Source organism: Chitinasiproducens palmae (genome assembly GCF_900095735.1).
GTDB classification, from domain to species: Bacteria; Pseudomonadota; Gammaproteobacteria; order Burkholderiales; family Burkholderiaceae; genus Chitinasiproducens; species Chitinasiproducens palmae.
In genome coordinates this window covers 29,074-41,345 of record NZ_FNLO01000013.1, presented here as the reverse complement: position 1 = coordinate 41,345, position 12,272 = coordinate 29,074, and the positions used below count along the sequence as shown (strand labels likewise).

At 66.0% G+C, this 12,272-nt stretch carries 11 protein-coding genes; all 11 read left to right on the top strand.

Annotation, left to right across the window (positions count from 1 at the left end):
• Positions 1 to 138: 138 nt before the first annotated feature.
• Positions 139 to 1,128 (top strand): LysR family transcriptional regulator, encoded by a 990-nt coding sequence (locus BLU54_RS18905; RefSeq protein WP_328586145.1) that lies wholly within the window; start codon positions 139 to 141, stop codon positions 1,126 to 1,128.
• A gap of 210 nt (positions 1,129 to 1,338) precedes the next feature.
• Entirely contained in the window at positions 1,339 to 2,949 is a 1,611-nt protein-coding gene (pruA, locus tag BLU54_RS18900; RefSeq protein ID WP_091911892.1) for an L-glutamate gamma-semialdehyde dehydrogenase, read from the top strand.
• A gap of 623 nt (positions 2,950 to 3,572) precedes the next feature.
• A complete protein-coding gene (gene dapA / locus BLU54_RS18895; protein WP_091911890.1) occupies positions 3,573 to 4,490 on the top strand; it encodes a 4-hydroxy-tetrahydrodipicolinate synthase in 918 nt (305 codons plus the stop codon).
• 10 nt (positions 4,491 to 4,500) lie between these two features.
• A complete protein-coding gene (locus BLU54_RS18890; RefSeq protein ID WP_091911888.1) occupies positions 4,501 to 5,571 on the top strand; it encodes an ABC transporter substrate-binding protein in 1,071 nt (356 codons plus the stop codon).
• A gap of 37 nt (positions 5,572 to 5,608) precedes the next feature.
• The gene (locus tag BLU54_RS18885; RefSeq protein ID WP_091911886.1) at positions 5,609 to 6,445 is read left to right on the top strand and encodes an ABC transporter permease; all 837 of its coding nucleotides are present in this window, start codon (positions 5,609 to 5,611) and stop codon (positions 6,443 to 6,445) included.
• Positions 6,442 to 7,269, top strand: a complete 828-nt coding sequence (locus BLU54_RS18880) for an ABC transporter permease (protein WP_091911884.1) — start codon at positions 6,442 to 6,444, stop codon at positions 7,267 to 7,269. Before BLU54_RS18885 ends, BLU54_RS18880 begins: the two co-directional genes overlap by 4 nt.
• A gap of 103 nt (positions 7,270 to 7,372) precedes the next feature.
• A complete protein-coding gene (locus BLU54_RS18875) occupies positions 7,373 to 8,476 on the top strand; it encodes an ABC transporter ATP-binding protein (RefSeq protein WP_170845226.1) in 1,104 nt (367 codons plus the stop codon).
• Positions 8,473 to 9,933, top strand: coding sequence for an FAD-binding oxidoreductase (locus BLU54_RS18870; protein WP_091911880.1), 1,461 nt, complete (start codon positions 8,473 to 8,475; stop codon positions 9,931 to 9,933). The genes BLU54_RS18875 and BLU54_RS18870 overlap by 4 nt, the downstream gene beginning before the upstream one ends.
• 130 nt (positions 9,934 to 10,063) lie before the next feature.
• A complete protein-coding gene (gene hutG, locus BLU54_RS18865) occupies positions 10,064 to 10,867 on the top strand; it encodes an N-formylglutamate deformylase (protein ID WP_091911878.1) in 804 nt (267 codons plus the stop codon).
• A 536-nt stretch (positions 10,868 to 11,403) separates the two neighbouring features.
• On the top strand, positions 11,404 to 11,682 hold the full coding sequence (locus BLU54_RS18860) for a type II toxin-antitoxin system RelE/ParE family toxin (protein WP_091911876.1): 279 nt from the start codon (positions 11,404 to 11,406) through the stop codon (positions 11,680 to 11,682).
• Between the two features lie 11 nt (positions 11,683 to 11,693).
• Complete coding sequence (locus tag BLU54_RS18855) at positions 11,694 to 12,005, top strand: HigA family addiction module antitoxin (RefSeq protein WP_091911874.1); 312 nt, start codon at positions 11,694 to 11,696, stop codon at positions 12,003 to 12,005.
• Positions 12,006 to 12,272 lie beyond the last annotated feature (267 nt).

Below are 12,272 nucleotides of genomic sequence, written 5' to 3'. Positions count from 1 at the left end.
CCGGGTCGGCGGGGTTGGCGGGGTTGGCGCGGTTGGCAACTGGGCGCGCGCGGCGGCGCCGTCGCCAACTTTTCGACTTGGCGCCTTGTGCTACATTCCAGGCGGAAAGGACTGCCGAAAAGGGCTATGAGAGAAAGCATGACCGGGCAATATCCCGACTGGGAATTGCTCGAGAGTTGGGTCGCCGTGGTCGAGACCGGGTCGATTTCCGAAGCCGCGAAGCGGCTCAGGATTTCGCAGGCCGGCGTATCCCAGCGAGTCAAGTCGGTCGAAAGCCTGCTCGATACGGTTCTGCTCGACCGCTCGACGCGGCCGGCACGGCCTACCGCCGCCGGCCAGCGCCTGTTCGAACACGCGACGACCATCCTGCAGAGCGCCGAGCAGATGGTCGAGGGCGTGCGCAACGTGACCCGCGCGAAGCGCATCGTCGTGCGCTTGGGCTGTGTCGATTCGTTTGCCGCCACGCTCGGTCCGATCATCATTCGCGCATTGACCGGCACCTCGCAGCAGATCCGCCTGTGGTCCGGCATCACGCCGGCGCTCGACGCGCAGCTCGACGCACGTCAACTCGACCTGGCGGTGACGACCACCGGCGTGAGCAGCGCGCCCGGCATCCGTCGGCAGAAGCTGTTCTCCGAGCCCTATCACGTGGTCCTGCCGCGCGAATTCGAGATGGAAGGCTGCGAGTCGCTGGCCGACCTCGGTCGCCACCTGCCGCTGATCCGCTACAGCGCCCGGTCGGTGATCGGACAGCATGTCGACGCCTATCTGATGGCACAGTCCGATCACATCGAACGCACGTGCGAGTTCGATGCGACCGACCCGATGCTCAGCCTGGTCGCCGCCGGGCTGGGTTTCGCCATTACCACGCCGCTGTGCATCTGGCAGTCCCGGCATTTCGTGCCCCAGGTGAAGCTGGTGCCGCTGACCAGCTTCACCCGCCGCGGCCGGCGGTACGAGCCGCTGCGGCGCACCCTGTTCCTCGCCTCTCGGGAGAACGAGTTGGGCAATCTGCCGGGCCAGATGCACGATCTGCTGCGCCAGTCGTACCAGAAGCAGATCTCCCGCGCCATCGGCCAGGCGCTCGCGCTGCCGCCCGACGAGGTGTATTCGTTCGAAGGCTATTGAGCCAGGCGGCGGGCAGGGATTCATAAGCGCGGTAAATCCTGAGCATAAGCTCGGCTTGACTTGGGCGGGTCTGCACGCGTGCCGCGTAGGCTGGCGGTTCCGGGACTGACGCGTTCGCCACGCCTTCGCGCGCCCTGTGCGCCCCGGCGTCGGGCAAGACAGGCCGCCCGTCGCGGGTCCCCTCGATGATCGATGAAACAAGGAGCAACCGTGATAACAGGTCCTCAACTTCCGTACCCGGCCAACGAACCGGAAATGTCGTTCCGTCCGGGCAGCGAGGGCGCGCGACAGCTCGAACGCGCGCTGGCCGTACGCGAGGTCGTCGAGATTCCGACTGTGATCGGCGGCAAGCGCCTGTTTTCGAACGATGTCGTTGAAGTGCGCGCGCCGCACGATCACCAGCGCGTGCTGGCGCGGATCCACCGTCCGACCGAGGCGCAGATCCGCGAAGCGATCGTCAACGCGCGCTCGGTGGCCAGGGACTGGGCGAGCCTGACGCTGGCCAGCCGGGCGGCCATCCTGCATCGCGCTGCCGAGATCGTCGCCACGCGGGAGCGCATCCGCATCAATGCGGCGACCATGCTCGGCCAGAGCAAGACGATCGAGGAAGCCGAGCCGGACAGCGCTTGCGAGTTGATCGACTTCTTTCGCTTCAACGCCTTCAATGCGGCGAAGGTCCATGCCGAGCAGCCGCTGTCGGTGGCCGGCGCGGCCAACCGGACGGACTGGCGGCCGCTGGAAGGCTTCGTGTACGCGATCTCGCCGTTCAATTTCACGGCGATCGGCGGCAACCTGACCACCGCGCCCGCCGTGATGGGCAATACCGTGCTGTGGAAGCCCTCGGAGAAGTCCGCGCTGGCGAATTTCATTTGTTACGAGGCGCTCGAAGAGGCAGGCCTGCCGCCGGGCGTGATCAATTTCGTGCCGGGCGACGCCGTGCTGACCACGCGCGTCGCGTTGGCGTCCGCCGAGCTGGCGGGCATTCACTTCACCGGCAGCTCGGCGGTCTTCCAGTCGCTCTGGAAGGAAGTGGCCGGCAAGGTCGACGCCTATCGCTCGCTGCCGCGCCTCGTCGGTGAGACCGGCGGCAAGGATTTCGTGTTGGCGCACGCTTCTGCCGATGTGGACGCGCTGTCGATCGCGCTGGTGCGCGGTGCCTTCGGCTACCAGGGCCAGAAGTGCAGCGCCGCATCGCGTGCCTACGTGCCGAAGTCGCTCTGGCCGGAAGTCTCGCGACAGCTCAAGGAGCGCCTGGCGGAATTGCGGGTGGGCGACGTGGCCGATCCCAAGACCTTCATGGGCGCGGTGATCAGCGAGGCATCGCATCGCAAGATCAGCAACGCGCTGGCGGCCGCGCGTGAGGACAGTGGCGTCGAGTTCGTATACGGCGGCAAGTCGTGGTCCGATCCTGGCTATTTCGTCGAGCCGACCGTGCTGCGCGTCAACGATCCGCGCCACGCTTTGATGCAGGAAGAACTGTTCGGACCGGTCCTCGCGGTGTTCGTCTATGACGATGCCGACTGGACCGAGACGCTGGCGTTGATCGATGCGACCAGCCCCTATGCGCTGACCGGCTCGATCTTCTCGACCGACCGCTTCGCACTGCATCAGGCCGAGGACGCGCTGGTCAACGCTGCCGGCAACCTGTATCTGAACGACAAGCCGACCGGCGCGATGCTCGGTCAGCAGCCGTTTGGCGGCACGCGCGCGAGCGGCACGAACGACAAGGCCGGCTCGTTCCTGAATCTGCTGCGCTGGACCTCGCCCCGGGTGGTGAAGGATAACTACGCGCCGGTTCGCGACTGGCGTTTCGGTGCCTGAGCAGAGCGATCCCCGCCGTCAGCGGGGCATCGGTCGCGCCACCGGGCGGCGCGCGGCGACGGTCATCGCGGGCCGCGCTCCCCACCCGCTGCCGGCCGTCCGGCTGGTTCGGGCGGTCCGCCCACGCGCGCCGGCCGTCAGACGGCAGCTAGTCGGCGCTCGCTAGGCCGCTACCCGGCCGCCGCCGCAGCCTCGTCATTCCGAACGCCTGCGCCGGCGCGACTTCGGTCGTGTCGCCGCGGGCGTTGCCCTTTTTCAACGAGGCAAGCGAGGCGCGGGCCGGGCTTGGCGCAAGTCGGACTGGCACCCGGCAGCGCTCGCCACGGCAGGGCGGCCCGGTGGGCGGGGCTCGGACCGGTGTGCCGCGAGGCGGCACTGGTTCGGCGCCACCGATGCGCGCTGTTACCTTGGCAAAAAACTTAGCTGGCACCTTGGCTGGCACGTTGGCTGGCACCTTAGCAGCCGTCGCGCTTAGGATATGAATAAGGTTGCGTTATGAAGAGCGTCAGAGCGACTGATGCTGCCAGAACGGCATTTTTGAAGCCTTATGTTCGGGCATGGCAGCAGCAGGCGTGTACGGGGCGGAAATCGTGCCGCAGTGCAACAAAACCAGGCGAGGAGATATGAGCGTGCAGTACAAGTATTCGGGCATCTTGACAGCAGTGCCGACGCCCTTCGACGGCGACGGCCGGCTTGCGGCCGGGCTGCTGTCCGATCATGTGCGGCGCATGGCGGCGGCTGGCGCGGACGCAGTCGTGCCGCTCGGTGGCACCGGCGAATACACGTCGCTGACCGCTGCGCAGCGGCTGAATGTCGTGACGACCTGCCTCGAAGCCGCCGATGGCGCTACGCCGGTCATCCCGGGGATCCTGTCCCCCGGACTGGGCGATGCGGTCGACAACGCGAAAGCGTTTGTCGCAGCCGGCGCAAAGGCGTTGATGGTCGTTACCCCGTACTATTTTCGTCCCACCCAGGACGGCATCGTCGACTACTTCCGGGCGTTTTCGGATGCGGTCGACGCGGACATCATTCTCTACGAAATTCCGTACCGCACCGGTGTGTCCCTGCACTACGAGACCGTCGACCGGCTCGCCGAACTTACCCGCGTGGTAGGCATCAAGGCCTGCAATCCCGACCTCGCTCAGCAGATGCGCGCAGCCGAACTGGCGCGCGACAAGATCGCGATCCTGACCGGCGAAGAAGACGTTTTCCCACTGCATATCGCGATGGGCGCGGTGGGCGGCATCATTTCGAGTTCCAACCTGGTGCCGAAGCAGTGGGCGGCCGTCTTGCGGCTGGCGCAGGAGGGGCGGCTGGCCGAGGCAATCGCGCTGCACGCCAGCCTGCGTCCGCTGATCGACGCCGTGTTCGCGGAGCCGAACCCCGCGCCGATCAAGGCGGCCATGACACTGCTTGGCTGGGGCACGCCGGACGTTTTGCCGCCGCTGCGCGCGGCCAGCGCCGCGCTACGCGAGCGGCTTGCAGGCGTCGTCCCGGCATCCATCGAGCGCGAATCGACAGTCTCCCATTTCTTCAGCTGAGGTCGTTCACATGTCCAACGAAAGCATCAAGGCCACCGGCCGCCGCAAGTTCTTGCAGACCACCGGCACCGCGCTGGCCGCGACCGCCATCGGCGCCCCGATGGTGCTGACCTCGCGCAAGGCGCTTGCGGCCGGGAACCTGGTCGTGGTGAGCTGGGGCGGCAACTACCGCACCGCGGTTGAAGAAGCACTGGCCAAGCCCTTCGAGAAGGAATTCGGCGTCAAGGTGACGTTGATCGACACGCCGGACCTCGCGAAGGTCAAGGCACAGGTCATGACCCGCAATGTCGAATGGGATGTGTTCGACGCGGTCGGCCCGATGGCGATGACCGGCTCGAAGAACGGCTATTGGGAGCCGCTCGACCCGGCGCTGTTCGACCGCAGCGACCTGATCGCGCCGATGACGAAGGAAGCCGTGCCGTTCTACGGCTTCACGGGCGGGATCTGTTGGGACGAAAAGAAGCATCCGGGCGACACGCATCCGCAGACCTTCGCCGATTACTTCGACGTCAAGAAATTCCCGGGTCAACGCACGCTGCGCAATCGCGCCAGCGAGACGCTCGAAATCGCGCTGCTGGCCGATGGCGTGCCGCCGGAGAAGATCTACCCGCTCGACGTGGAACGGGCGTTCCGTGCACTAAACCGTATCAAGCCCTATATCGGCAAGTGGGTGGACCAGACGCCGCAGACCACGACGCTGGTCGAGACCGGCCAGGTCGACTACAGCTACACCTACGCCACCCGCGCGAAAGCCGCCCAGGAAGGCGGCAAGCCGATCGGTTTCTCGTTCAAGCAGAACCTGATCGGCCTGGAGTATCTGGTCGTGTTGAAGAATGCACCGAACAAGCAAAACGCGATGCGTTACGTGCAATTCGCGCTGCGTCCGGATCGGCAGGCCGCACTGATGAATCTTCACGGCAACACGCCGGCCAGCAAGAAGGCGTTGCCGCTGATGAAGCCGGAAGTGCGCAAGTGGCTGTCGGACCCGAACAACAAGATGAACCTGATCAGCAACGATGCCTGGTGGGCCGAGCATTACGACGAACTGACGCTGCGCTTCAAGGAATGGGTGCTGAGCTGAGCACCGTTCCCCGCACCCCCCACGCAAGAGAGACGCTATGAAAGGTCGCAACGATGGCTGGCTGTACGTCGGTCCAGCCGCGGTTTTCCTGTTCCTGGTGATGCTGGTGCCGCTCGGCTACGTGGTGTACACCAGCCTCAGCGGGCCGGACGGCGGCTTTTCGCTGGCGGCCTACAAGCGGCTTGCCGGCAGCGAGCTGTTCCTGCGCACGCTGTGGTCGACGTTCCAGATCAGCGTGCTGGCGTCGCTGTCCAGCCTGCTGCTCGGCTATCCGATCGCACTGCATCTGGCCAAGCAGCCGCCGCGCCGCCGGGCGATCTACATGGTGCTGGTGCTGGTGCCGTTCTGGACCAGCATTCTGGTCAAGAGCTATGCATTCACGGTGCTGCTTGGCCGGGCGGGGCTGGTCAACCAGTTCCTGTCCGCGGTGCTGCACACGCAGGTGCAGTTGCCGATGCTGTTCAACCGCTTCGGCGTGATGGTGGGCATGACCAATTACCTGATCCCGTTCATCGTGTTCCCGGTGCTGGCGAGCCTGCTCGCGATCGATCAGGCGCTGTATCGCGCCTCCGAGATCATGGGCGCGAAGCCGCCGCGGATCTTCCTGCGCATCACGCTGCCGCTCAGTCTGCCCGGCGTGGCGGCGGCGGTGCTGAGCACTACCGTGATGTCGATGGGCTTCTTCGTGATCCCCGCGCTGCTCGGCGGCCGGACCGACGTGATGATGTCCAATCTGGTGGATTTCTATACCCGCGAGACGATGGATTGGAACATGGCGTCGGCGATCGGGGTGATCCTGCTGGGCATCGTGACGCTCGCCGCCTCGGGCGCGTCGCAACTGAAGAAATACGGCAACCGCACGGAGGTGGCATGAGCGCAACCGTTCCTCTGAAGGTACGCGACAGCCAGGCGCGCGCCTACGGCGGCCTGCGCAACGCGATTGCGTTCGCGGTGTACGCGTTCATCCTGGTGCCGACCCTGATCGTGATTCCGATCTCGTTCGGCGGCAGCGGGGAAATGACCTTTCCGCCCCGCGTGTGGACCGTCGAGCTCTACCAGCAGCTGTTCACGTCGGCAAGCTGGGTGGGGCCGATCGTGCAAAGCGTCAAGGTCGCCGCGATCACGATGGTCGTGTCGTTGCTGATCGGCGTGCCGGCGTCCTATGGGCTGGTGCGTTTCGAGTTCCCGGGCAAGTCGTTCGTGCTGTTGCTGCTGATGAGTCCGATCCTGGTGCCGGTGATCGTCATCTCGCTCGGGTTGTACCTGTACCTGTCGCGGCTGCAGCTGGTCGGCACCACCGCGGGGCTGGTCGCCAGCCATGTCGCCTACGTGACGCCGTTCATGATGATGACCGTCATGGCCGGCGTGCGGAAGCTCGATCCCGCGCCGGAATTCGCCGCCACCATCATGGGCGCCAAGCGCAGCACGGTGTTCCTGAAGGTCGTGCTGCCACAGCTGCGGCCGTCGATGTTCGCGGGCGCGCTGTTCGCGTTCCTGGTGTCGTTCGACGAAGTGGTGATCGCGTGGTTCCTGACCAGCCCGAGCACCACCACGCTGCCGGTGCGCATGTACAGCAGCATCCAGTGGGACATTTCGCCGGTGATCGCGGCAGTGTCGGCGTTGCTGACCGTGCTGTCGATCGTCTTCTGCTGCGTGTCGGTCGCCCTGCAACCGGGCGAGACCGAGGCGTCGCACTGAACCGCCCGCCACGGAGCCGCCGCCGATGTCACACGTACTCAAGCAGACTCTCGCGCATGCCGGTGGCTCGACCCCCGGCCGAGGGCAACAAGGAATGGAAAGCATGGAAGGAGCAGCCCAGGCAGGGCAGGACATGATCGTCTTCGACGGGGTGAGCAAGCAGTATGGCGGCGCGCCCGCGCTGCATGCCACCGACCTGACCGTGCGCAAAGGAGAGTTCCTGAGCCTGCTCGGGCCGAGCGGTTCGGGCAAGAGCACGATCCTGAACATCATCGCGGGTTCGATCGCACCGTCGAGCGGGCGGATCCTGCTCGACGGCCGCGACGTGTCGACGGTGCCGCCGCGTGACCGACAGCTCGGCATGGTGTTTCAGAATTATGCGTTGCTGCCGCACCTGAACGTATTCGACAACGTCGCCTTCCCGTTGCGCGTGCGCGGCATCGGGGCGACCGAGATCCGCGAGCGGGTGACGCAGGCCTTGCATCGTGTCGGCCTCACCGGCTACGAGAAGCGCAAGCCGCGCGAGATGTCGGGCGGGCAGCAGCAGCGCGTGGGCATCGCGCGCTGCATCGTCTATTCGCCGTCGGTGATCCTGATGGACGAACCGCTCGGCGCGCTCGACAAGAAGCTGCGCGATCAACTGCAGGGCGAGATCAAGCGGCTGCACCGCGACCTCGGTACAACGCTCGTATATGTGACGCACGATCAGGAAGAGGCGCTGAACCTGTCGGACCGGGTCTGCCTGATGAACGGCGGACGGATCGCGCAACTGGGCACGCCGGACGAGCTGTATTTCGAACCGGCCAGCGAATTCGTCGCGGACTTCGTCGGTGAATCGAACCTTTTCGAAGCCACCGTGGTCGGCGACGACACGGTGCGCGTCGGCGATCACTGGACGCTCGGCGTGCGCAGCACCGAAGGCCACCGTGTCGGCCAGCGCGTCAAGGTGCTGGTGCGTCCGGAGAAGATCCACGCGGCGCCGCAGGGCGCGGCGGCCGGCGGCAGCCTGGCCGGCAACCACTGTGTCGGCACGCTGGCGCAGGTTTCCTTCGTCGGCGGCATGACCCGCTTTGACCTGACCTTGCCCGACGGACGCAACATGATCGCGAAAGGCATCTCCGATCGGGCGGCGGAACGCTCGCCGATCGGCTGCAGGATGCAGATGCAGTGGTCCGCCGCGGACAGCGTGCTACTCAAGACAGAATGAATACCAACGACTCACTGCTTGCCGCGCTGCGGCAATGTCTCGGCGACAACGGCGTCGTCACGGACGGCGATCTTGCCCCGCATCTGATCGACTGGCGCAAGCGTCACACCGGACAAGCCCTCTGCCTGCTGTTGCCGCGCACGACCGCGCAGGTCGCCGAGGTGCTGCGCCTGTGCCGCGCGCAAGGCCTGCGAGTCTTCCCGCAGGGTGGCAACACCAGCGTGTGCGGCGGATCGGTGCCAGCCGAAACCGGCCGCAATGTCATCCTCTCGTTGGCGCGCATGAATCGCATCGTCGAAGTCAATGCACGCAACAACTCGATGACCGTCGAGGCGGGATGCGTGCTCGCCGACATTCACACGGCGGCCGCCGCCGTCGACCGCCTGTTTCCGCTGTCGCTCGGTGCCGAGGGGTCCTGCCAGATCGGCGGCAACATCGCCACGAACGCGGGCGGCACCAATGTCGTGCGCTTCGGCAACACCCGCGACCTCATCCTCGGCCTCGAAGTGGTGATGCCGGACGGACGGATCTGGAACGGGCTGCGCACGCTGCGCAAGAACAACAGCGGCTACGACCTGAAGAACCTGTTCATCGGGTCGGAGGGCACGCTGGGCGTGGTGACGGCCGCCACGCTGAAGTTGTTCCCGGCGCCGCGTTCGGTCGCCACGGCGCTGCTGGCCTTCGACAATGTCGATGCGGCGGTCGACGAGGCGATCCGCCTGCAGCAGCGCTTCCCAGGCGAAGTGGTCGGCTTGGAGCTGATGTCGCGATCCGAATTCGAGATTTCGCTGCGGCACGGTCACAACCTGCGCAAGCCGTTCGCCGGCGCCACGCCTGCGTGGATGGTCTTGGTTGAACTGGCGGCCGCGCAGACCGACGGCCTGACCGAGGCGCTGAGCGCTGCGCTGGAAGCGGCTTACGAGCGCGGCGAGATGGCCGACGTAGTGATCGCGACGTCCGAGCAGCAGCGTCAGGATCTCTGGCGCATTCGCCACAACGTCACCGAAGCCAACACCCGGGAAGGCATGGGGCTGACGCACGACATCGCGGTACCAACCTACCAGGTGCCCGATTTCCTGCGGCGGGCCGGCGATGCACTCGCCGCACGTTACCCGGATGCGACCCCGGTCGTTGTCGGTCACCTCGGCGACGGCAACATGCATTACATCGCGATGTTCTCGCACGCGTTCTGGGCGGCGGTTCAGGACAAGGTCGGCTTCCAGCGCGAGCTGAGCCACGTCCTTTACGACATTGCCGCTGCACTCGACGGCACGTTCAGCGCCGAGCATGGCATCGGCTCGCTGCACGTCGACGAGATGCGCATCTACAAGGACCCGGTCGAGATCGCGCTGATGCAGCAGATCAAGGCGCTGTTCGATCCGGACGGCATGATGAATCCGGGACGGGTCCTGCCCGGCACCGGCACGACCGCCGCCGATGGGCATGCCACGCACTGAGCACGCGCGACGTTTGCAGTGAATTCGCATCGGCGCGACCGGCTAGGGCGACCGGCAATGCCGCCGTGGCCGGTCGCGCCGGTCTCGCCGTTCCAGGCGCGTGCGCGCGCCAGTCTTTCTCCGCACGACCATGGCCGATCAACCTTATCGCTTCACCGAAGGACGCCTGCCGCTGTTGATCTCGATTCCGCATCTGGGACGCGAGATCCCGCCCGACGTGGCGGCGCAATTGCAACCCCACGCATCGGTACTGTCGGATACCGACTGGCATCTGGACAGGCTCTACGCGTTCGCGGACACGCTCGGCGCGTCGGTGCTCAGCGCACGCTATTCGCGTTACGTGGTCGACCTGAACCGTCCCGCCTCGGGCGAGAGCCTTTACCCGGGGCAGACCACCACCGGGCTGTTCCCGACCGAGACCTTCCGTGGCGAACCGCTGTATCTCGACCCGGCCGGCCCCGACGCGCGGTCCTCGGCCGAGCGTCTAAGCCGCTACTGGCAGCCGTACCACGACAAGCTGGCCGAGGAGCTGGCGCGGCTGAAATCGCGCTTCGGCACGGTCTTGCTGTGGGAGGCGCATTCGATTGCCAGCGTGCTGCCCCGCCTGTTCGACGGCAAGCTGCCCGACCTGAATCTGGGCACGAACGGCGGACGGAGTTGCGGCAGCGACGTGCTTGACGCGGTGACGGCCGTGCTTGCCGATCAACCCTACACGTGGGTCGTGAACGGCCGCTTCAAGGGCGGCCACATCACGCGGCACTATGGCCGGCCCGACGACGGCATCCACGCGATCCAGCTGGAGATGTGCCAGTCGACCTATATGGACGAGACACCGCCCTTCGCTTTCCGGCCCGACCTGGCGGATCGGGTTCAGCCGGTGCTCGAACGGATGCTCGGCGCGGCCGCGGCGCGCATCGAAACGCGCCGCAGCTAGAGCCGGCGCATCGGCGGGCGCCGCCGCACCGCATACAGCCGATGTTGGCCGCCGTGTCTGCTTTGTGCCACTCGATCGTCAGCGCATGCCTGCCTGAGCGGTCCAAATCTGCCAGTCCCGCGCCTGGGCCCGGCGTGACCATGCCGACAGCGACTGCCCCTCCGAGCCTTCCATCCCCGCGCCTCCGCGCAGGCGATATGGCTCGCCGCGTCGCGCTGGCTGGCAATGCCGTCCACGGTGCGACAGATTCCCTGCTTGACCGTTTCCGTGCCGTTCAAGCAGGTGGTGTCGATGCGCTTCTCCATGCGGTGCCATACGCCTGCATGCATCTAGAGGTTCGAGTCGACGGGGTCGACGGGGTCCACTTGTCGCGCAAACACCTCGACGTCATCGCCCAGCCCCGCGTTCGACGCCGGGGTGCCACCGACATCAAAAGCCCGGAGACCCGAGCGCTGCGTGGTCGACCGGCGCGCTCGCAAAGGCGGACCAACGCGACGGCGGTTGTATAGCGTAGCGCTACGCTATACAATTGGTGGATGATCAAATCGTTCCTTCACAAGGGCCTGCGGGACTTCTTTGAGAAGGGCAGCAAGGCGGGCATCCAGCCGCACCACGCTGCTAGGCTCGCGCGCCAGCTGAGTCAGCTCAACAATGCGGGCAGCCCCGCTGACATGAACGTACCGGGGTGGAGGCTACATGCGCTTTGTGGCGACATGGAAGGACACTTTTCGGCATGGGTAAGCGGAAATTGGAGACTCACGTTCCGCTTCGAAGGCGCCGATGCTGTACTCGTCGATTATCAGGACTATCACTAGAAGGCATTTTGATGAGCCACATGTTCAATCCACCCCATCCGGGTGCCACGCTGCGCGAGGACGTTCTGCCAGCGCTCGGCCTGACGGTCACGCAGGCGGCACAGCAGCTGGGTGTCACCCGTTCAGCACTCTCGCGCGTGCTCAACGAGCGCGCCGCAGTCTCGCCCGAAATGGCACTGCGTATCGAAGCTTGGCTCGGCGTCGAGCGCGGCGGGCGCGCCGACGTATGGCTGGCCGGGCAGGCTGCGCACGATCTTTGGCAGGCGCGGCAAAAGAGTGGCGTGTTATGTGTCCGGCATGCCCCTGCCGAACCGTCCCATTAAGGCGGCAGGAAGGGGACGGCAGGGCATGAACAACGCTTGCTGCTCGGCGTCAGCAAGCGACGCATCGGTAGCTCGCCTGGCCAGCCGGTGCGAACCGACAGGCGAGCTTGCATGCGACGACAGCCGGATCCGCCCCGACCTTGCAAGCCGGACTCAGCCGGGCGCTCGCACGGATGCTCGGCTAGAGTCGGTGCATCGGCAAGCGCTGCCGCACCGCACGACGGCACGGGCGGTCCGCGCCGGCCGCGGTGAAGCGGCAGGGCGTCT